This is a genomic window from Aquirufa sp. (genome assembly GCF_044377215.1).
In the GTDB taxonomy this organism is placed as follows: domain Bacteria; phylum Bacteroidota; class Bacteroidia; order Cytophagales; family Spirosomataceae; genus Aquirufa.
This window is the reverse complement of sequence record NZ_JBILJM010000010.1, coordinates 1-20,695: the sequence shown is the minus strand read 5'-3', so window position 1 is coordinate 20,695 and position 20,695 is coordinate 1. Positions and strand designations below refer to the sequence as shown.

The 20,695-nt window shown below is 41.7% G+C and carries 22 protein-coding genes; 8 read left to right on the top strand and 14 right to left on the bottom strand.

Annotated features, from left to right (window positions below; genetic code table 11):
• Positions 1 to 4: 4 nt before the first annotated feature.
• From ACIQ6T_RS04935 to ACIQ6T_RS04875, 13 genes are all read right to left on the bottom strand, one after another.
• Positions 5 to 1,186 carry an FtsW/RodA/SpoVE family cell cycle protein gene (locus ACIQ6T_RS04935; RefSeq protein WP_395784794.1) on the bottom strand — a complete coding sequence of 394 codons (1,182 nt, stop codon included), beginning with the start codon at positions 1,184 to 1,186 and terminating at the stop codon, positions 5 to 7.
• Positions 1,176 to 2,510 carry a UDP-N-acetylmuramoyl-L-alanine--D-glutamate ligase gene (murD, locus tag ACIQ6T_RS04930; RefSeq protein ID WP_395784793.1) on the bottom strand — a complete coding sequence of 445 codons (1,335 nt, stop codon included), beginning with the start codon at positions 2,508 to 2,510 and terminating at the stop codon, positions 1,176 to 1,178. Before murD ends, ACIQ6T_RS04935 begins: the two co-directional genes overlap by 11 nt.
• A gap of 148 nt (positions 2,511 to 2,658) precedes the next feature.
• Positions 2,659 to 3,492 carry a translation elongation factor Ts gene (gene tsf, locus ACIQ6T_RS04925; RefSeq protein WP_395784792.1) on the bottom strand — a complete coding sequence of 278 codons (834 nt, stop codon included), beginning with the start codon at positions 3,490 to 3,492 and terminating at the stop codon, positions 2,659 to 2,661.
• A 14-nt stretch (positions 3,493 to 3,506) separates the two neighbouring features.
• Complete coding sequence (rpsB, locus tag ACIQ6T_RS04920) at positions 3,507 to 4,316, bottom strand: 30S ribosomal protein S2 (RefSeq protein ID WP_395784791.1); 810 nt, start codon at positions 4,314 to 4,316, stop codon at positions 3,507 to 3,509.
• Between the two features lie 78 nt (positions 4,317 to 4,394).
• Entirely contained in the window at positions 4,395 to 4,784 is a 390-nt protein-coding gene (gene rpsI, locus ACIQ6T_RS04915) for a 30S ribosomal protein S9 (RefSeq protein WP_395784790.1), read from the bottom strand.
• A 12-nt stretch (positions 4,785 to 4,796) separates the two neighbouring features.
• Positions 4,797 to 5,240, bottom strand: a complete 444-nt coding sequence (rplM, locus tag ACIQ6T_RS04910) for a 50S ribosomal protein L13 (protein ID WP_395784789.1) — start codon at positions 5,238 to 5,240, stop codon at positions 4,797 to 4,799.
• 218 nt (positions 5,241 to 5,458) lie between these two features.
• Positions 5,459 to 6,802, bottom strand: coding sequence for an acetyl-CoA carboxylase biotin carboxylase subunit (gene accC, locus ACIQ6T_RS04905; RefSeq protein WP_395784788.1), 1,344 nt, complete (start codon positions 6,800 to 6,802; stop codon positions 5,459 to 5,461).
• A 59-nt stretch (positions 6,803 to 6,861) separates the two neighbouring features.
• On the bottom strand, positions 6,862 to 7,314 hold the full coding sequence (accB, locus tag ACIQ6T_RS04900; protein WP_395784787.1) for an acetyl-CoA carboxylase biotin carboxyl carrier protein: 453 nt from the start codon (positions 7,312 to 7,314) through the stop codon (positions 6,862 to 6,864).
• A gap of 50 nt (positions 7,315 to 7,364) precedes the next feature.
• Positions 7,365 to 7,928 (bottom strand): elongation factor P, encoded by a 564-nt coding sequence (gene efp / locus ACIQ6T_RS04895; protein ID WP_395784786.1) that lies wholly within the window; start codon positions 7,926 to 7,928, stop codon positions 7,365 to 7,367.
• Between the two features lie 13 nt (positions 7,929 to 7,941).
• On the bottom strand, positions 7,942 to 8,943 hold the full coding sequence (locus ACIQ6T_RS04890) for a beta-ketoacyl-ACP synthase III (protein WP_395784785.1): 1,002 nt from the start codon (positions 8,941 to 8,943) through the stop codon (positions 7,942 to 7,944).
• 6 nt (positions 8,944 to 8,949) lie between these two features.
• Positions 8,950 to 9,894, bottom strand: coding sequence for a phosphate acyltransferase PlsX (gene plsX / locus ACIQ6T_RS04885; protein ID WP_395784784.1), 945 nt, complete (start codon positions 9,892 to 9,894; stop codon positions 8,950 to 8,952).
• A gap of 124 nt (positions 9,895 to 10,018) precedes the next feature.
• Positions 10,019 to 10,210: a 50S ribosomal protein L32 gene (rpmF, locus tag ACIQ6T_RS04880; RefSeq protein ID WP_315577081.1), complete on the bottom strand. Its 192-nt coding sequence runs from the start codon at positions 10,208 to 10,210 to the stop codon at positions 10,019 to 10,021.
• 18 nt (positions 10,211 to 10,228) lie between these two features.
• The gene (locus tag ACIQ6T_RS04875) at positions 10,229 to 10,771 is read right to left on the bottom strand and encodes a YceD family protein (RefSeq protein WP_395784783.1); all 543 of its coding nucleotides are present in this window, start codon (positions 10,769 to 10,771) and stop codon (positions 10,229 to 10,231) included.
• Between the two features lie 103 nt (positions 10,772 to 10,874).
• Here ACIQ6T_RS04875 and ACIQ6T_RS04870 point away from each other — a divergent pair, with 103 nt between their 5' ends.
• Together ACIQ6T_RS04870 and ACIQ6T_RS04865 are read left to right on the top strand one after the other, a co-directional pair.
• Entirely contained in the window at positions 10,875 to 11,510 is a 636-nt protein-coding gene (locus ACIQ6T_RS04870) for a phosphatase PAP2 family protein (RefSeq protein WP_395784782.1), read from the top strand.
• Positions 11,488 to 13,122 (top strand): ArnT family glycosyltransferase, encoded by a 1,635-nt coding sequence (locus tag ACIQ6T_RS04865; protein ID WP_395784781.1) that lies wholly within the window; start codon positions 11,488 to 11,490, stop codon positions 13,120 to 13,122. Before ACIQ6T_RS04870 ends, ACIQ6T_RS04865 begins: the two co-directional genes overlap by 23 nt.
• 2 nt (positions 13,123 to 13,124) lie before the next feature.
• On the opposite strand, the gene ACIQ6T_RS04860 is transcribed toward ACIQ6T_RS04865, so the two are convergent.
• Positions 13,125 to 13,544, bottom strand: a complete 420-nt coding sequence (locus ACIQ6T_RS04860) for a nucleoside-diphosphate kinase (RefSeq protein ID WP_395784847.1) — start codon at positions 13,542 to 13,544, stop codon at positions 13,125 to 13,127.
• Positions 13,545 to 13,620: 76 nt separating this feature from the next.
• Here ACIQ6T_RS04860 and ACIQ6T_RS04855 point away from each other — a divergent pair, with 76 nt between their 5' ends.
• The 6 genes from ACIQ6T_RS04855 (at position 13,621) to ACIQ6T_RS04830 (ending at position 20,525) form a co-directional block, all read left to right on the top strand.
• The gene (locus tag ACIQ6T_RS04855; RefSeq protein WP_395784780.1) at positions 13,621 to 14,649 is read left to right on the top strand and encodes a bifunctional oligoribonuclease/PAP phosphatase NrnA; all 1,029 of its coding nucleotides are present in this window, start codon (positions 13,621 to 13,623) and stop codon (positions 14,647 to 14,649) included.
• 17 nt (positions 14,650 to 14,666) lie between these two features.
• Positions 14,667 to 15,530, top strand: coding sequence for an FKBP-type peptidyl-prolyl cis-trans isomerase (locus ACIQ6T_RS04850; protein ID WP_395784779.1), 864 nt, complete (start codon positions 14,667 to 14,669; stop codon positions 15,528 to 15,530).
• 75 nt (positions 15,531 to 15,605) lie between these two features.
• Complete coding sequence (locus tag ACIQ6T_RS04845; protein ID WP_395784778.1) at positions 15,606 to 16,457, top strand: FKBP-type peptidyl-prolyl cis-trans isomerase; 852 nt, start codon at positions 15,606 to 15,608, stop codon at positions 16,455 to 16,457.
• 5 nt (positions 16,458 to 16,462) lie between these two features.
• Positions 16,463 to 17,362 carry an FKBP-type peptidyl-prolyl cis-trans isomerase gene (locus ACIQ6T_RS04840; RefSeq protein ID WP_395784777.1) on the top strand — a complete coding sequence of 300 codons (900 nt, stop codon included), beginning with the start codon at positions 16,463 to 16,465 and terminating at the stop codon, positions 17,360 to 17,362.
• 5 nt (positions 17,363 to 17,367) lie between these two features.
• Positions 17,368 to 17,970 carry an RdgB/HAM1 family non-canonical purine NTP pyrophosphatase gene (gene rdgB, locus ACIQ6T_RS04835; RefSeq protein WP_395784776.1) on the top strand — a complete coding sequence of 201 codons (603 nt, stop codon included), beginning with the start codon at positions 17,368 to 17,370 and terminating at the stop codon, positions 17,968 to 17,970.
• Positions 17,971 to 18,032: 62 nt separating this feature from the next.
• Positions 18,033 to 20,525: a DUF5686 family protein gene (locus ACIQ6T_RS04830; protein WP_395784775.1), complete on the top strand. Its 2,493-nt coding sequence runs from the start codon at positions 18,033 to 18,035 to the stop codon at positions 20,523 to 20,525.
• Positions 20,526 to 20,695: the final 170 nt, after the last annotated feature.

Genomic DNA, 20,695 nt, shown 5'->3' with positions numbered 1-20,695 from the left:
CCCACTAAATAACGGATTTAAGGTCTTTTGTTTCCATTTCCTTGTCGCGGCTGATGGATAAAATTAAGCCAATACTAATGGCAGTAAATAAAAGTGACGTGCCTCCCGCAGAAATCATGGGCATCGGTTGGCCCGTTACCGGTCCAGCACCTACGGCCACAAGCATATTAATGAAGGCTTGAATCACAATGGAAAATGTCAAACCAGCTGATAGTAGACCACCTAGGGGTTTACCGCTATAGCGAATAACGGAGGAGCCTCGCCACATAAACCACAAGAATAGGAGTGGAATGGCCAAGCCCATAATGAGCCCATATTCCTCTAAAATAATGGCGTAAACGAAATCCGATTCTGCTTGAGATAAGATGAATCTGTATTGACTATTTCCGGGGCCTTTAGGAATAAGCGCGCCCGTTGCGATGGCGTACCAGCTTCGTTTTAGTTGGTAGTTTTCATCTTTATCCTCTAGGTTTTTAAGGCCATTTGTGTTAGATAATGTTCTTTGTGCGTACGTTGCCAAACGTGCTTTTACGGTGGCAGCGCGCTGTCCGATACCGAGTGTAACAACGGAGCCTGCGATAAATCCGACGATGCCCATGATAAGGAATATGGATTTAAAGGGTACGCGGCCAAAGATCATAAGAACAATACTGGTTAAGAAAATCAGGATTGCCGTAGAGAAATTGGATAGCATAACCAAAAAGCAAGTGATGCCTATTTGGATTAAAATAACGGTGATTACGCCGATGTTATAGGAACTTTGATCAGCCTGTCGGGTTGAAAATATCTTAGCTAAACTCATGGTTAAGCAAAGTTTAGCCATGTCTGAGGGCATAAAACTGATAAATCCGAGGTCGATCCATCGGCTCGCGCCACCTTTGTTTTCGCCGAAAAAGAAGGCAATTAGGATAAGAATCCAAGAGAAAATCAGGAAGATATTACTGTACTTAGCGACTTTCAAATAGTTTTGGCGCGATATCCAGGACATTAGGGCAAAGGAACCAGCTAATAAAAATATTGATTTCCCAATGTTTAAAATGGGGACCATAGGGCCGCCCATGAACATTTTTCCTTTGGCAGAAAATTGAATGAGTAGTCCAAAAATATTGAGCAAAAAAACGATGAACCAAATTTGGTAGTCGCCTGCTAAACGGGTTTTGATAAAATTGGTTATTCTAGCTTCCATGAGTTAATCGGTTAACGGTCGCCTTAAATTGATCCCCGCGGTCTTCGTAATTTTTAAATAAATCAAAACTAGCGCAGGCAGGAGAGAGGAGTACGATATCGCCTGATTCGCCCCATTGCATACTCGTTGACACGGCAGTTTCCAACGAATCTGTCGACATGATCTGAGGTACTCGGTCGCCAAAATGGGCCATTAATTTAGCATTATCTGTCCCAAGGCAAATCATGCCTTTTACTTTTGACTTGATTAAATCGTTTAGGACGTCATATTCGTTGCCTTTATCTACACCGCCAATGATCAGAATTAAATTCTTTTGAAAGGAGTTTAGTGCATAGAATACAGCGTCCACATTGGTGGCTTTCGAGTCATTGATGAATTGAATTCCATGCCAGTTCCCGCAAGGTTCTAATCTATGTGGTGCATTTTGAAACGATCCTAGATTTGCTTGAATGTCCGACCAAGCTACGCCAGCTTCGGTAGCTGCTAAAACGGCAGCGGCCATGTTGATGGCATTATGTGGTCCTTGAATCGGGGCAGTGGCTCGTTCAATCTGGCCAAACGCAAACTGAATCGCATCATCCGTGATATTTGCTGCGCCAGACGATTTATCAAAATGAATGACCCGCTGGTGCGCTATTGCTGCAGGAATTAATTCCTTGTGTTGTTGAATCACTGCGTCGTCTCCCCAATAGATACACGCGGTCTGCGAGTTCGCATTTTGGAAGATTCTAAATTTGGAGTGAATGTAATTTTCGAATTTATAGTCGTAGCGATCGAGGTGATCGGGCGTGATGTTTATGAGTACGGCCACATCCGGTTTAAAATCAAAGCAGCGATCTAATTGAAAGCTGGATATTTCGAGCACGTAATAATCGAATATATCCTCCATGACTTGTTTAGCAAAGCTTTGTCCGATATTACCTGCTAATCCTACGTTGAATCCGGCCTCTTTGAGCAGGTGGTAGGTGAGTAGAGTAGTCGTAGTTTTACCATTGCTTCCGGTGATGGCGATCAATTTTGCTTTTGTGTAACGCGCGGCGAATTCAATTTCAGAAACGAGGGGTATTCCTTGTTTCTTGATTGTTTGTACGAGTTCGCTTTTTTCGGGTATTCCCGGGCTGATGATAATTTCGTCCGCTTTTAAAATTTCGGATACGGTATGCTTTTCAGATTCGAAAGGAATGGCTTGACTGCGTAATTGATCTTGGTAATGTTCTTTTAGTTTTCCTTGGTCGGAAAGAAAAACGCTAAAGCCTTTTGATTGGGCTAGTAATGCCGCGCCAACGCCACTTTCTCCTCCTCCCAAAATGACTATATGGCTCATGCGCGCTGATTTTGACTAAACGTAATTTGGTTACAATTTAGAAAATGTATGTCATTTTTTCAAACGAGATTTGCGGCATCTGATTGATTTTTTACACAAAAAAAAGACCAGCATTTAGGCTGGTCTTTTGATTTTATCATTGGCTGAATTATACCAAAGCGATACGTTTGAATGACGCGATCGTAAGACCTTTTTGCGTTGATTCTACGTATTGACGGATCGTAATAGATGAGTCTTTCACGAACTGTTGGTTCAATAAAGTTTGTTCTTTGTAGAACTTCTCTAATTTACCTACAGCGATTTTCTCCAACATAGCTTCTGGCTTTCCTTCTTGACGTGCTTGATCTTTTCCAATCTCGATTTCGCGTTCGATTGTTTCAGCATCAACGCCGTCTTTGTCTAAAGCAACTGGCTTCATAGCCGTGATTTGCATCGCGATATCTTTACCTACTTCTTGAACATCGGCACCTTGAACGTTTTCGAATGCTACTAGAACACCAATTTTGTTGTTGGAGTGAATGTAAGAAACTACTTTCTCAGCTGAGATATTTTCGTAAGCTGCTAACGTGATTTTTTCACCAATTTTACCAGTTAGGTCGATGATATGTCCTTCTACAGAACGGCCATCAGCTAAAGGCTCAGCTAATAAATCATGTGCAGATGGAGCGTGAGATTTCACAGCAGCATCTAAGATATTTTTAGCTAAATCGTTGAATGCATCTACTTTAGAAACTGGCTCAGTTTCACATGCAAGGGCGATTAATTTACCGTTTGAATGGTCAACGTTCATCGCGATTAAAACAACACCTTCATTCGTTTGATTGTCGGCACGTTTCGCTGCTACTTTTTGACCTGCTTTACGTAGGATGTCTACGGCTGCTTCAAAGTCGCCATCGGCTTCTGTCAAAGCTTTCTTGCAATCCATCATTCCGGCGCCAGTCATTTGGCGTAATTTATTAACGTCTGCGGCTGTAATTGACATAATTGGAATATTAGTTATTCTTGTTCTGCTTCTTTTTCATATTTGGCAGCTACCTTAGCTGCTTCTTGTGCATCTGCGTCTAATAAACGTTTTGCTTCTTCCTCTTCTGCGATGCGTGCGTCGTCTTTATCTTGCTTACGCTCAGATAAACCTTCTTCAATCGCTTGGCTGATGGATTTTACGATCACTGCGATCGATTTGTACGCATCATCATTCGCTGGGATAGGGTAGTCTACTAATTCAGGATTAGAGTTTGTATCACACATAGCGAAAACTGGGATACCCAATTTCTTTGCTTCCGATACAGCGATGTGCTCACGCTTCACGTCAATCACGAACAATGCCGCTGGTAGACGTGTCAATTCGGTGATACCACCTAACACACGCTTCAATTTTTCCTCTTCACGCGTCATCATTAAACGCTCGCGTTTCGCAAGAGTTTTCACGATAACTTCGTCTTTTAACATCTTGTCGATGCTTGACATTTTCTTGATTGACTTACGTACAGTCGCGAAGTTTGTCAACATACCACCTAACCAACGGTCAGTTACGTATGGCATCTTTAATTTATCTGCCTCTGTTGTTACGATTTCTTGCGCTTGTTTCTTCGTCGCAACGAACATGATCTTACGACCAGAACGTACGATAGCACGCATTGCTGCAGATGCTTCTTCAAGGCTAGAAATAGTTTTGTTAAGATCAATGATGTGGATACCATTTTTCTCCATAAAGATGTATGGAGCCATTTTTGGATCCCACTTACGTGTCAAGTGACCGAAGTGAACGCCTGCGTCAAGCAAGTCGTTGTAGCTTAATTGTGCCATTTTGGTTGTTTAAGAATGTGAAAAATAAAAATGTGGAAAAGGCATCGGCAACAGACAAGCCTTTCCCACGAACCCTTTTTAACGCTTAGAGAATTGGAATCTCTTACGAGCTTTCGCACGTCCTGGTTTCTTACGCTCAACCATACGAGGGTCACGCGTTAAGAATCCTTCTTTTTTCAAAGGAGAACGTAATTCAGCATCTTGCGTTTGAAGTGCACGTGAAATCGCCATACGAAGCGCTTCAGCCTGACCTTTGATACCACCGCCATCAATTTTGGCTGTAATGTCAAAAGAACCGACCGTGTTCGTTAAAGCGAACGGTTGGTTTACCACAATCTGAAGAATCTCAGAAGGGAAGTAATCCGTTAATGTCCGGCCATTAATTTTGATTTGGCCTTTACCTGGTGTCATCGAAATACGCGCTACTGCCGTCTTTCTTCTACCGATTTTACTTGTTATTTCTGCCATTTTAAATGTCCGTTAAAACTTGATTTCTTTAGGTTGCTGTGCTGCATGTGGATGCGCTGATCCTGCGTACACAAATAAGTTGTTAAACAAAGAACGTCCTAAACGATTCTTAGGTAACATACCTTTTACGGCTGCTTCGACAACACCTCGTGGGTTTTTAACTAAAACCTCGCGTGGCGTAGCAAAACGCTGACCACCTGGATACCCCGTGTGACGGATGTAAACCTTGTCAGTCATTTTCTTACCTGTCAAACGAATTTTCTCCGCATTGATGACAATTACTTGATCACCACAATCTACGTGAGGCGTATACGAAGCCTTGTGCTTACCACGAATGATTTTCGCGATTTCTGAGCAAAGACGACCTAAAATTTGGTTTTCTGCATCTACTACCACCCAGTCCTTTTGAACCGTAGCTTTATTGGCAGAGATCGTTTTGTAACTTAAAGTATCCACTAGTATTAATGTTTAACTGTTGAATCATTTCCACCAAGACCACGGAATTTGCCTTAAGGATTTGATTATGACCTATTTTATCTTTCAAACGGGCATTCAATCGAAAAATGGGAGTGCAAATTTAGAAATTCAAGAACTAATATCCAAGCCTGATTCTAAATTATTTGTGAATAAAAAAAGGAGACCGAGGCCTCCTTCTTCAAAAGTGCTTTTAAACACTAGATACCACTCATATCGAAGGTATCCATGAATGCCGTCGTGAACTTACCTGATTGAAAACCAGGGTCATCCATCAGCTTAATATGGAATGGAATTGTTGTTTTTACACCTTCGATTACAAATTCTTGTAAAGCACGCTTCATACGAAGCAAAACTTCTTCCCGACTTTGACCACTCACGATCACTTTCGCAATCATGGAGTCGTAGTTGGGTGGAATGGTGTAGCCTGAATATACGTGCGAGTCTATACGTACCCCATGACCACCAGGAAGATGTAAATTCGTGATTTTACCTGGAGAAGGGCGGAATCCATTGGCTGGATCTTCCGCATTAATCCGGCACTCTAAGGCATATAATTTCGGGAAGTAATTTTGTCCTGAAATCGGAATCCCAGCAGCTACTTTAATTTGCTCCTTTATCAAATCGAAATCGGTTACTTCTTCCGTAATTGGGTGCTCCACTTGGATACGGGTATTCATTTCCATGAAGTAGAAATCACCGTTTTTATCTACCAAAAATTCAATTGTTCCTGCGCCTTCATAGCCGATTGCGCTTGCACCTGCGATGGCCGCATTTCCCATTTTAGTACGCAACTCATCTGTAAGTGCAGGAGAGGGTGTTTCTTCACATAATTTTTGATGACGTCGTTGGATCGAACAATCACGCTCAGAAAGGTGACATACTTTTCCAAATTTATCACCTACCACCTGAATTTCGATGTGGCGTGGCTCTTCCACGAATTTCTCCATGTACATGCCGTCGTTACCAAATGCCGCTGCTGCTTCCATTTTGGCATCGTCCCATAATTTACGAAACTCTGATTCTTCGCGAATAATACGCATTCCACGACCACCACCACCGGCTGTGGCCTTAATGATGACTGGGTAAACAATTGTTTTCGCTAATTCAATGGCTTCTTCAACGGTGTCCAATAAGCCATCTGAACCAGGAATGACTGGTACACCCGCTTTCTTCATCGTATTCTTAGCCGTGGCTTTGTCGCCCATTTGGTTGATCATTTCCGCGGATGCGCCGATAAACTTGATGCTATGCTCGGAACAAATGCGCGAAAACTCCGCATTTTCAGATAGGAAACCATAGCCTGGGTGAATGGCATCTGCGCCAGTCACTTCAGCCGCAGAAATTAAGGCTGGAATGCTGAGGTACGAATCCCGACTTGGCGGAGGTCCGATACACACGGCCTCGTCGGCAAAACGAACATGTAAACTTTCCCGGTCAGCAGTTGAAAAAACAGCAACTGTCTTGATGCCCATTTCTTTGCAGGTACGAATGATGCGTAACGCGATCTCTCCTCGATTTGCAATGAGTATTTTTTTAAACATATAATTTGATTTGTCTGTGTGCATACTTAATCCAAACGGGGTATGCGGCAGGCTCATAATTAAGCTTTTTCTACTACGAATAATGGTTGGTCAAACTCCACTGGGCTTGCATTTTCCACTAAAATTTGAACGATTTTTCCAGAAATCTCTGAATCAATTTCATTGAATAATTTCATCGCTTCAATCATGCACAAGGTTTTTCCGGGTGCGATTTCTGTGCCAACTTCCACAAAATTATCTTTATCTGGACCAGCTGCGCGGTAGAATGTGCCGATCATTGGGGATTTGACTGTAAAAAGGTTGTCGGCAACCGGTGCTGCCACCGGAGCTACTGGTGCTGCCGCCGCCGGTGCTGCAGCTATTGGAGCGGGAGCAGCAGCAACTGTTACTACAGGTGCAACCGCGCTATTTTTTTTCACTGAAACTTTTAAACCCTCGGTTTCAATGCTCACTTCCGCTAAGGGAGATTTTGCGATGTAATCTAACAATCGTTGTATTTCTTTCGTATCCATTTCGGTTTGTTAATAGGTGACCGTTTTTACTTTGACAAATGTATATAAAATTATTTGACGCGCTCCGCGTATGAATAAGTTCTTGTATCTACTTTGATTAATTCATCTTGCTCAATAAAGATAGGAACCGTAATTGTTGCCCCTGTCTCCACTGTAGCTGGTTTTTTAGGCGAGTTCGCCGTATCTCCGCGTACGCCTGGTTCCGTATACGTAACTTTCAATTCAACAAATGGAGGTAATTCGCATGAAAGTGCGGAATCATTTTCCGTATTAATCAAAATCTCCACTTCTTGACCCTCTTTCATCAAATCGGCCATGACGCACAGATTTTCATTCAGGAGGATTTGCTCAAAAGACTCTTGGTCCATAAAGTTATAGCCGTATTCGTCTTTGTAAATAAATTGGAATTTTCTGCGTTCAACGCGCACTGGATAGATAGCCACACCTGAATTAAAGGTGTTATCTAATACTTTTCCAGAGCTCAATGAGCGTAATTTTGTCCGAACAAATGCCGGACCTTTTCCTGGTTTCACATGAAGAAATTCAATGATCGAAAACAAATCGTCATTGTATTTGATCACCATGCCATTTTTAATATCTGCTGTAGTTGCCATTGTGTTTTGTTGATTATTTTGGATCGTATGCCCACGTTATGTAAGCGGAACCCCACGTAAAGCCGCCACCAAAGGCCGCCAAAATTAATTTATCTCCTTTTTTTAATTGACTTTCATAATCCCATAAACATAATGGAATCGTCGCCGCAGTCGTGTTGCCATATTTTTGGATATTCAACATGACCTTCTCCTCACCGATGCCCATCCGGCTCGCCGTTGCATCAATAATACGTTTGTTGGCCTGATGTGGCACCAAAAACCGAATGTCATCGCCCACTAAGTCATTGCGCTCCATAATCTCCGCGGAAACATTCGCCATGCGGGTCACCGCAAATTTATAAACTGCTTGTCCTTCCTGACGGATGTAATGTAGTTTTTGCTCAACAGTTTCATGCGTTGGAGGGTAAGCGCTACCGCCACCTTTTTGCATTAAACTTTCACAGCCTTCACCATCAGATTTCAAGATGAAGTCTTGAACGCCTAAACCTTCTGTATTGGGCTCCAATAGCACTGCGGCTGCACCATCACCAAAAAGAATGCACGTGGTGCGGTCTGTGTAATCGACGATGGCCGACATTTTATCTGCGCCAACGACAATGACCTTTTTGTAACGGCCGGCCTCGATGAATGCCGAGCCAACGGCTAATGCATTTAAGAATCCAGAACATGCTGCTGCTAAATCGAAAGATGCTGTTTCGCGGATACCTACCGACTTACAAATCATGTTGGATGCAGAGGGGAATAGGTAATCGGGCGTTACCGTTGCGCAAATCAATAAATCAATTTGATCAGGAGTTGAATTCGTTTTACGAAGTAATTCTTCTACCGCTTTGGCTCCCATGACAGAAGTCCCTTGTCCTTCACCTTTTAAGATGCGACGCTCTTTAATTCCTGTGCGGGAGGTAATCCACTCGTCATTTGTATCTACTAACTTTTCTAACTCTTCATTCGTTAGCACATAATCAGGGACGTATCCGGCTACTCCCGTTATGGCTGCGCTTATTTTATTTGACATATCGTATTAGTTGTTTTCGACGGCTGCCTTAATTTTTTGGCAAACATTCGATTTTACTATGTTTTGGCATAATTTAATCATGTTCATAATGGCCTTTGGACTTGAAGCCCCATGGGCAATAATAACATTTCCATTGATGCCAATAATAGGGCTTCCTCCGTAATTCTCGTAATTAGTACGATCCACAAATTCGTTCATCATGCCTTCTTCTTTCATGATGTTGTAAATGGATTCACCCATTTTGAGGACAATATTACCGGTAAAACCATCCGTGACAATCACATCTGCTTTCCCGCGGAAAATATCTTTCCCTTCTAAATTACCAACAAAATTTAATTTTTCGTTTGCCTTCAGTAAAGCATAGGTCGCTTGCGTCAACGTGGAACCTTTTTGCTCTTCCTCGCCTATATTCAATAATCCGACGCGTGGACTTTCAATTCCGCGTGTGGCCGCTGCGTAAGCTGAACCTAATACCGCCCACTGAGCGAGCATTTCAGGTTTGCAGTCGGCATTCGCCCCAATATCCAACATCACCGAATGTGTGCCATCCGTCTGTGGGATAAATCCGGCAATAGCAGGACGCTGAATTCCTTCGATTGTTTTGACAGAGAATAAGGAGCCTACCATCATGGCACCCGTATTTCCAGCGGATGCGAAAATATCGGCTTTGCCCTCCTTTAAAAGCGCAAACCCAATTCCGATGCTGGAATTGGGTTTTTGCGTTAATGCTCGAGTGGGATGTTCTCCCATTTCAATTACTTCTTCCGCATGGATCACGCGAATTTGACTACCCGTATAACCTCGTTCAGTCAGTAATGTATTAATTGTATCGGCTGGGCCAACCGCAAGAATAATTTCTTCCGGGGCTAAATTTGAAATCGCTAAAAGAATCCCATCAACTATTGTTTCGGGGGCATAATCCCCGCCCATTACGTCGATTGCTATGTTCATTTACTAGGTGTTTAAATACTAAATCTAAGGACAAAAATAGTATTAATTTTAGTCAATAAATAGTATTTTAACGGGACTTTTTGGCAAAACTCAAAAAAAACTGATTTTTTTGACCCAAGTAAAATTAACGTGCAGAATATCCCTCTACAATCATTTTACCTTTGTAATATAAATTTCCCTCATGCACGTGTGCACGGTGATACAGGTGAGTTTCGCCTGTTTGTGGGTCTACGCCTAAATGCTTAGGAGTTCCGAAATCATGCGCTCTTCTCGTATCACGACGCGTAGTAGAGATTTTTCGTTTAGGATGTGCCATCGTATTTGTTAATTAATTTTATTTTAAATCTTTTAATTTTTGAAGCGCAGCCCAGCGTGGGTCTGTTGCTTCTTCTGCCGACTTCGTTTGATTTGCATCCGCACGATCTGTCGTGTAAATAAATTCATCTCTTTCAGTATCCGTTCCTTCTACTAAAAAACGCGGATGCAATTTCTTCATAGGAACCTCTAACGCAATAAAATCAAATATATCTTGCGATAAGTTTAATTTGGGCTCTTTGCGGTCCAACAAAAATAAATTGTCCCCCATGTCCTCACTGTGGTCTGAATACTTAAAAATAAGTTTCTCATTCACCGCAAGTGCATGATCAAAGAGCTCCAGCGATCGGTCACAAGTCAATTCTATTGAACCCGTAATCTGTAACTGAACTTGAATCATTAAGGCCGACTTCGTTAAGTCAACCGTCACATTAAATGTGCCTTTCTCTACCCAATCCTGCTCAAAAGCTGCAAAAAATGTATCATTCCCGCTAAAAGTGTATTGATACGCTTTATCTTCTAATGAAATGATGGGTATCTGGTACGCTTCTAATACTTTCATGACACGGCTTGTGCTAAAAAAAGGAATGCAAAATTAGGTAAATTTTCGGAAACAGCAAGTAGGACGCTTACCTTTTTCATAAAATCTTCCGACCTTTGAACTTGTGACCCAGTCGAAAAAATCTTTATGGACGTTTAGTTTAGCCTTTGTGGCTTTCGAATGCCTTTGTATTGGTGTTTTGCTATCATCTACGCGGCTTGAGCAAATGACTTGGGTGAATTCGCATCATGCACTTTGGGCGGATTATATATTTCGTTTTCTTACGTCACTCGCTGAAGTTTTCTTGCCGATTGCCCTAGCCGTATATTTATACCAAAAGAAACGTTCTTTTTTTGTTCCGTTTTTGACTTCCTATGCCGTTTCTACGCTTATTATTCAAGGTATTAAGCATCTAATTTTCCCGAATGCCTTGCGGCCAATTGCCTATTTTGCTAAGCTACATATATCTTGGGATCTAGTTCCAGGGGTGGATGTACACACGCACAATAGCTTTCCCTCGGGACATACTTCCGCCGCTTGGTTTATGTTTTTTTGGTTTGCTTTATTGGGTAAATCGCGTCTTTGGGGCCTATTTATGGCACTTATAGCCATAGGTGTCGCGTATTCACGGCTATACCTGATGCAGCATTTTCCGATTGATGTCACATTCGGTGCGGGGATTGGTTTTTTAAGTTCTGCACTTGTGTATTATTTTATGCTGTATAAATCAAATGAGAATGATGTCAAACGTAATGCGTAAACCCTATTTAATGTGGTCGATTATTGGGGTACTCGTGTTTATTCCTTTCTTAGGGGTGTCGCATTTATTTGATTGGGACGAAATTAATTTTGCGGAATCAGCGCGTGAGATGTTGGTCAGCGGAGATTACCTCAGCGTCCAAATTAACTTTCAGCCGTTTTGGGAAAAGCCACCCTTGTTCATGTGGCTTCAGGTGTTGAGTTTTCAGTTTTTTGGCACATTTACGGAATCGGCATGGACGTCCATGGAATTTGCTGCTCGCTTTCCAAATGCATTAATTGGCATCGCAACCTTATTAGTCATTTATCGAATCGGGTCGAAGCATGTGTCCGAACGCATGGGTCACCTTTGGGCATTTTCCTACCTGGCTGCTATCACGCCACACGTTTATGCAAGTTCGGGTATCATTGATCCGCTATTTAATCTCTTTATTTTTTTAGGCGTTTATTTGATAAGTCAGTTTTACGCGAATCCCAGTTCCTTGCGACCTGCTTTGTGGGCCGGTATCTGCATCGGATTAGGTATGTTGACCAAAGGCCCGGTGGCACTTTTACTGTGGGGTTTAACGATTTTTGTTTTTTCTTTGATTCAACGGGCTGAGGTTTTTGCCAATTTCAAGCGATTGTTTTCCGGGGTGGTATTGGCCGCAATACTGGCAATTTTCCTTTTTGTCACGTGGTACGCCTTGATTGTTTGGCATTTCGGATGGGGAATTTTGGTTGACTTTTTTGCCTATCAAATACGCTTGTTGACGACAGGTGATGCCGGGCATGGCCAACCGTTTTATTATCATTTTTTTGTTTTACTCTTGGGTTGTTTTCCTATTTCGATTTGGGCGGGTCCGCGGTTATTTTCGCGAAATCAACCAGCTAGTTTAAGTCAGTGGATGCAAGTTCTGTTTTGGGTTGTGTTGATTTTGTTCAGCTTAGTCAAGACTAAAATTGTGCATTATTCGAGTATGTGCTGGTTGCCATTAACTTATTTCTCTGCGCTCGTTTTGCATGATTGGTCCACGGGAAATTGGACATGGAAGCGCGGATATACGATTTTTCTAACCAGTATTGGGGTAATTTTGGCCATTATTTTAACGCTTGTTCCGTGGATCGGGATGCATGCTGGCACTTACAGTGTATACATCAAAGATGTTTTTGTCCAGGGTAATTTACAAGCTCCTGTTTATTGGGAGGGCTGGGAAGTTGTAATTGGCATGGTTTTGGGGCTTGTGGTGTTAGTTACGGTTTGGCAAAAACAAATATTGTTTAAGCATATCATGCGCTTGATGGGCGCTGGAGTAATTGTAATTATGGCTTACATGGCCATAGTCGTTCCCAAAATTGAGGGATATACCCAGGCAACACCGCTGGATTTTTACATTTCGCATGTAGGTCAAAAAGTCTACATCGAGCCCGTTGGCTTCAAATCTTTTGCGCACCTATTGTATTTTCAAAAGCAGGCGTATAGTCCGTCGGGTGAGGAGTTAATGAAACAATCCTCGACAGATCGTCCCACCTATTTGGTGATGAAGACGAATGCCGAGGATCGCTATAAGTACCATCCCAACTTGATTTTGATCAAAGAAGAGAATGGTTTTTTATTCTATAAGCACAAATAGGCTTATTTAAGTTCAGAGGGCGTAAAGAAGAAAGCTCCTTCGATTGCTGCATTTGCGTCCGAATCAGATCCATGAATCGCGTTTGATCCTATTGAGCGGGCAAATTGCTTACGAATTGTGCCTTCTGCCGCTTTGGCTGGGTCTGTTGCTCCGATTAGTATTCGAAACTCTTCTATGGCATTTTCTTTTTCCAAGACCATGGGAATGATTGGATTGGAAGACATGTGCTCACAAAGCTCACCGTAAAATGGGCGCTCTTGATGAACTTCATAAAATTTTCCTGCTTCTTCCATGCTCAGGTGCACTTTTTTCATCGCGACGATTCTAAATCCCGCGGCTTCAATTTGTTCAATGATAGGTCCCGTAAATCCATCTACAATGGCATCGGGTTTAATCATGGTAAAAGTTCTGTTTGTTGGCATCTCGTTTTTATTACTTTTCAACAAATTTATCTTTAACTTTGCGAACGCCCAAATCATAAGCACTTTATCCAACTTTATGTCATCAATTTCTGCACTACGTGCTGCCTTAGTTCCGGGCCAACAAGTTATTATTACGACGCATTTCAATCCTGATTCTGATGCTATTGGTTCTACATTAGCCTGGCAGAAGTATTTGATTAAGAAGGGTTTAGATGCAATTGTTGTTGTTCCCTCTGGGTTGTCGGCTAATCTTTTATGGATGCCTGGCGCTGCTGACATACTTGATTTTGAAAATATTATTCACAAGGTTCAAATTGATGGATTGATTCAATCGGCGGATTGGATTTTTTGCCTTGATTTCTCGGGCATGCAGCGTTTGCATGGTTTGGCTAAATGGGTCGAAGCGGCACGTTGCCAGAAGGTGGTTATTGATCATCACTTGGATCCGGAGGACTTTGCCGATTATTATTACCATCGGACGATTGCGGCGTCTACCTGTGAGTTGATTTTTGATTTGATTCAAGAATGGGGCGATGAAGCTTTAATTGATATGGATATGGGGTCATGCTTGTATTCTGGAATTATGACGGATACGGGATCATTCCGACATCCAAATACGACAGCACATGTGCACGAAGTTGTTGCGGCGTTGATTAAAATAGGAGTGAATACAAACGCGGTTCATCGCAAGGTATTTGATTCGGCGAGTTTGCAACGGTTGCGATTTATGGGTCATGTGCTGGCAAACCGCTTGGAATATTTACCTGATTATCATTTAGCCTTTATGTGGATTACGGAGGAAGATCAAAAACAATTTCATTCGCAACCTGGTGACACGGAAGGCATTGTGAATTATGGCTTACAGTTGGCCGGAGCAATTTGGTCTATTTGTATGATTCAGCGTCCAGATGGTGTAAAGCTATCTTTTCGGTCGATTGAGCCTTTTGCAGTGAACCAATTTGCCGCTACTTATTTTGAGGGTGGTGGACATAAAAATGCGTCTGGCGGACGATTTTCTTCTGGCGGTTTGACAGAAGCGAAGGAAAAATTGCTAGAAGTGTTACCTTTGTACCTTTCTGAAATTAATCGAGTTAAAAATTTATAAAAATAAACAACGAAATCATGCGTAAAATCTTAGGAGTCCTATTTTCTGCTACTGTTTTAATGACAGCTTGTACCAAGGATAAAGTAGAAGTAATTGAAGGAGTAAAAATTCAAATCCACAGTCATGACAACAATGCAAAAAAGTTGAAAGATGGGGATATCATTACGTTTGATTTGGTGATCAAAAATGGCGCTGATTCTGTTTTGCAGGATACGCGTAAGGATGGCCAACCAGGAAAAGGGATGGTTCAGGCACCGCAAGCTGCTCCAGGAGCATTTAAGGGTACATTCGAAAATGGACTTCGTTTATTATCTATTGGGGATTCGGCCACAATTTTGGTTCCGATCGATAGCTTGGCGAAAACAGTACAAGCTCCTTTGCCTCCATTCTTGAAGCCGGGGACTGATTTAAAGTATACGGTAAAGATTTTGAAAGTTCAATCAAAGGCTGAATTTGAAAAAGAAATGGCTGGCCAAGCAGAGAAAGCGAAAGCAGATGCTGCTAAATTACTTGCCAAACAACCTGCTATGATTGATGCATATATTGCTAAATCAGGTAAGAAATTCACAAAAACGGCTTCAGGATTGCTTGCAAGTATTGAAAAACCAGGTCAAGGTGCATCGCCTAAAATGGGAGAATCATGGATGGTTAACTACCGTGGCACATTTTTAGATGGAAAAGAATTTGATAAGGGTTCTAATACAGAAATGCCTTTAGGTCAGATGATCCCAGGTTTTAACGAAGCGTTAACTTTATTAAAGGCAGGCGGAAAAGGAGTTTTTGTTATTCCTTCTCAAATGGCCTACGGTGATCAAGGACGTGGTCCAATCCCAGCTAATTCAGTTTTAGTATTTGAGGTTGAGGTATTGAGCAAAAAATAATTTGTAAAGGGGGGATTTGTTCCCCCTTTATTTTGGTTGATACGAAAGAGACGTTTTTTTCGTTTAGAGAACATTATGATAGGTAGTATTCAAAAAGGGTTTTGGGCAATTCTTGCCGTTTGGACGATGAGTTCGTGTTTGTCCAATGTGGAATTAGCAGATGAAGTAAAGGCCAAAGAAAATCAGGCCCAAATTTTAGCTTTTTTTGCGAAACAAAATCAATCTCCTATTGCGATTGAAAATGGCGCTTATTACGCGCTGACTAAAACAAATTCCACAGGCGAACTTGCCTCCAAGGCAGATACGCTTCAAATGCACTATGAGCTTTCGAATTTGTTAACAGGTCAGATTATTGAAAGTCCAAAGGATCCTTTGGTGTACCAATTTGGGTATTTGAATCCCATTTTTGGTCGTTTGATGTCCTATCTAAAGGATGGAGAAGAGGCTGTTATGGGCTTACCGGGTACATCACAATCTTTTGATGGGCTTCCTGCATTTACGCCTGTGAAGGTGGTTATCAAGAATTATTCTGTTCGCAGTCAAAATGATCGTATCGAAGAATATATTGCGGCAAAGAAATACACAGTTAAGGAAAGAACGGCTGATGGCTTACGCTACATTAGTTTGACTCCTGGAACAGGTGACGTTCCTGCGTCCGGGAAAGTAGTTAAATTGAAGTATACAGGCCGTTTATTAAATGGAGTTGCATTTGATGGAAATATGGCGCGTACGGATAGCTTCTCTGTGACGATAGGTAGTTCGCAGACGGTTAAAGGCTTTTCAGCAGGTGTTGCCAAGATGCGTCTTGGCGAGCGAGCTGTTCTCGTTTTCCCGTCTTCTCTTGGATATGGTGAAAAAGGATCGAGTACGACCATTCCTGGCTTTACACCTTTAGTTTTTGAAATTTACGTTGCCAAAATTCAATAAAGTAGATGAAATATATTTTTGGTTTAGTATGTATCTGTTCCGTTTTATTTAGTAGCTGTACGCTCGAAACGCCAGAAGACCCTTCGAATAAGAATGAGGTTGAGATTCAAGATTACATCAAGCTCAAGAATTTAACCTTGACGAAGTCATTACAGACAGGATTGTACTATCAAACTCCTAGTCCGAGTGATAAAGTAAAACCTAAAATTGTAGGAGAGCTAGTTACTTTTCATTACAAAATGAGCTTGTTGGATGGTAAAATAATCGATTCCACTTCCCGAACTAAAAACATTAATCGATCACTTGTTTGGGGTGTCAATACATCTCAATCGCTATTTAGTTTGCCTTTAAGTTTGCTCAATGAAGGGGAAAGTGGTTTGTTTTTAATCCCGTCGGCATTGGCTTTTGGGAGTTCCCAATTGGGTGATGTACCTGCTTTTTCGGTCATTGTTCTGGAGTTAACCATTGATGCTATTCGAGATGAGGCGGCTCAAATTGCCTTGATTCAAAAAACATACAACATTGAAAACCCGGAAAAAACAAGTTCGGGGTTGTTGTTTAAGAAATTAGTAACCAATCCAACAGGCGCTGCTGTATCAGCTGATGCACCTGTTTTAGTAAATTACACGGGTCGTTTGTCTTATAGTTATGTTCATTCAGATGTATCAGGTGCATTTGTTTACAACCCTATTTTTGGGTCGGGGACGTTAGGAACCCCAACGGTCCCTTTTGTCTTGAGTCAAAATAATTTGATTCCTGGATTTACAGAGGCATTGAAAAAGATGCGTGCTGGGGAGAAAGCAGCTGTTATAATTCCATATTCATTGGGTTATGGTACAGCAGGCAACTCTGCGATACCAGGCTATTCTACATTGTATTTTGAAATTTCGGTTATTGCGCCTTAGGGATAATGAAACCAATTATTTATTTAGCGACACAAAACAGGCATAAAATAGATGAAATCAAGGATCTCCTAGGAGATCTTTTTGATTTTCGGACGGTTTTTGATTTAGGCTTAGCTGTAGAGATTCCGGAGACGGGAAAAACCTTAACTGAAAACTCGAGGCAAAAAGCACAATATATTGCGCAAAATTTTGGAGGAATTACGTGTTTGGCGGATGATTCAGGATTGGAAGTGGAGGCCTTAGGAGGAGCTCCGGGTGTTTATTCTGCACGCTATGCAGGTGAGCATAAAAGTGATTCGGCGAATATGGCGAAGTTGATGCATGCATTAGCTGGCTCTGTTAATCGTCAGGCACGGTTTGTGACAATTTTGACATTGCATCATCAGGGTAAATTTTATGTATTTGAAGGCGAGATACAAGGACATATTGAAGCGGAGCAACGGGGATCTAATGGATTTGGATATGACCCTATTTTTGTTCCAGAAGGTCTAACGAAAACCTTCGCAGAGTTGAGTTTGGCCGAAAAAAATCAAATAGCACATCGTGCTCATGCCCTTCGGAAATTCAAAAAATTTGTTTTGGATGACCAGATTTTTGAGGGACATTGATCAAATTGAAATTTAGTAAATATAACTACAGGATGATTTTGTGTCGCAATAGCCGTTGGCTAGTGTTTATTTTTCTACTCCTCGCTTCCCATGTAAAGGCTCAATTTGTCTACAAGGGATTAGTAACGGATGCAGATTCGGGAGATCCAATTCCCTTTGCGTCTGTAGGAATCAAGGGGGTGAATAGCGGAGGTACAACTAATTTTCAAGGGGTTTATTCCTTTCAATCTAACGTAGCTGCTGATTCTTTGTTTGTCTCGATGGTGGGGTATACCCGACGGGTCAAATCAGTCTCCCAATCTCCCGGTATACATGAAGTAGATTTTCAAGTAAATCCCAGTTCATCTAATTTAACAGAGGTAAAAGTGTATTCAGGGGAGAACCCTGCTTTTCGTATTTTACGCGCTGTTCAGGCACAAAAATTCCGCAATGATCGCGTCCAACTCTCAGCCTATGAATATGATTCATATGCGAAAATGGAGTTGGATGTGGATAACATTTCCGAAAAGTTCAAAGGGAAAAAAGTGATGCAAGCTATTGCTTCGTCAATTAAAAAATTTGAGCAGCAGGCCGGAGAAGATGGTAAGTTGGTGATTCCCACCTACATCACGGAAACTGTCAGTAAATTTTATTATCTCGAATCGCCTCGTCGCCGCAGAGAGCATATTAAAAAAACAAACATCAAAGGAGTGGGTATGGGCGATGGGGGACTTATTTCCCAACTTGTTGGCGGAAATTTGGTGACGAATTATAATTTTTATCAAAACTTCATTAGCTTTTTTGGTAAGGATTTTGCTAGCCCGATTGGGGAACAATGGAGGCAAACGTATCAGTATTTTTTGCTAGACACGGTACAAGTAGAAGGAAGGGTATGTTATCAAATTGAATTTGAACCCAAAAACCCCGCAGATTTAACGTACATTGGTCAAATGTGGATTGATACAACGCACTTTGCTTTAACGCAAATTGACGCCACCGTGGGGAAAGCGGCCAACCTTAATTTTATTGAAAAAGTAAAGATTTCGCAAGAGCTTGAGCAAACATCTGATGGCGTATGGTTGCCAGCGCGGACACGTTTTTTGATTGATCTAGAGGAAATTTCGAAGGGCTCGGCGGGGATGTTGTTGAAGATGTATATCTCCAACAAAGATTTTGTGATCAATAAGCCGCATCCGTTAAATTTTTATGATCGAACATCTGAGGTGGCGGAGGATGCGCGCGATGCTGATCCAGCATACTGGAAAAATGCGCGTCATGAGTCGCTAAGCCGACAAGACTTAGTTGCTTTTTCGATGATTGATTCGGTGAAGTCGGTGCCCGCCGTGCGAACCTACGTGGAGATTGCTGATGTCGTACTGGGTGGTTATCGTAAATTTAATGATATGGATGTGGGACCCTACATTTCAGGTTTGGCGATTAATCAAGTTGAGGGGGCTCGGGTGCGCTTGGGTTTTCGGACAAATGCGCTATTTGATTCAAGTTGGATTTTTAGAGGGCACGCCAGTTTTGGTACCAAGGATTTGATTCCCAAATATTCAGGGGAGGTGAATTATTTATTCTCCAAAAGTAAATGGACGGTGGCTGGAATCAAGCATAGTTATGAATTAGAGCGTGTTGGATTAACCCCGGATCTGATTGGAGACAATAAATTATTTTATGCATTTACGCGTTGGGGTTCATTTTCAGGGGCATTTTTTAGGAGAGACTCGGAAGCATTTTTTTCCACTGAATTTATTCGAGGTTTTCGGTTAACTGGCTCCATGAACATGCGTTCCTTTGATCCCTTATTCCGTTTTCAATACCGACTCCAACCCGAGTTAGGAATGGAATCGCCCGTGCAGGATTATTATAATGATACATTTTTTACACTAGAGGCACGTTTTGCTAAAAATGAAACCTTTATTTTAAATGGGAATGAGAAAGTCACGCTGGCTACCCGCCGCATCCCGGTGCTTACATTTCGGTATCAGCAAGGCTTTAGGGGCTTATTAGGTGGCGATTTCAACTATCAGCGATTTACAATTAAAGCATACCAAACGTTTAGATTCGGGAAATACGGTCGATCAGATTATACGCTATTGGCCGGATATACCCCTTCCAATCTTCCTGCGCCGCTCTTATTTCCACATTTGGGGAATGAGACATTTATGTTTGTTCGGAGTGCGTTTTCCACCATGAACTATTTTGAATTTGTTAGTGACCGCTTCGCATCGTTGCAATACAATCACAACTTTGAAGGTTTATTTTTCAATAGGATACCCCTCATTAAAAAATTAAAATGGAGGTTTATTGCGAGCGCAAACGTGCTGTATGGTAGCCAGCGAACGTCAAATCGAGAGCTCATGAAAGAGGTTAATCGGCCTATGGACTCGCGCTACCTGGATCGCTATGATTTTGATTCCTTGGATCCTAAAAAGGCTTTTGTTGAAGTGGGTTATGGAATCGATAATATTTTTAAACTTTTTAGGTTGCAAGCATTTCATCGTTTGAGTTATTTGGATCATGGAAATCCGGAGCTTTTTCGTTTGATGGGGTCTATAAATTTTCACTTTTAGTATATTATAAAGACCAAAATTTAAACTTTTCAAGAACTTTTTTCAACTTCTTGATTTTGGCAGATTAGCAACCTATATTTGAATTGACGCTAAATAGCGATTTTATTGCCGATTTATGATTTTAATTATTACCGGTCTTTCTTTATTGAGTTATTTACTAGGATCTATTC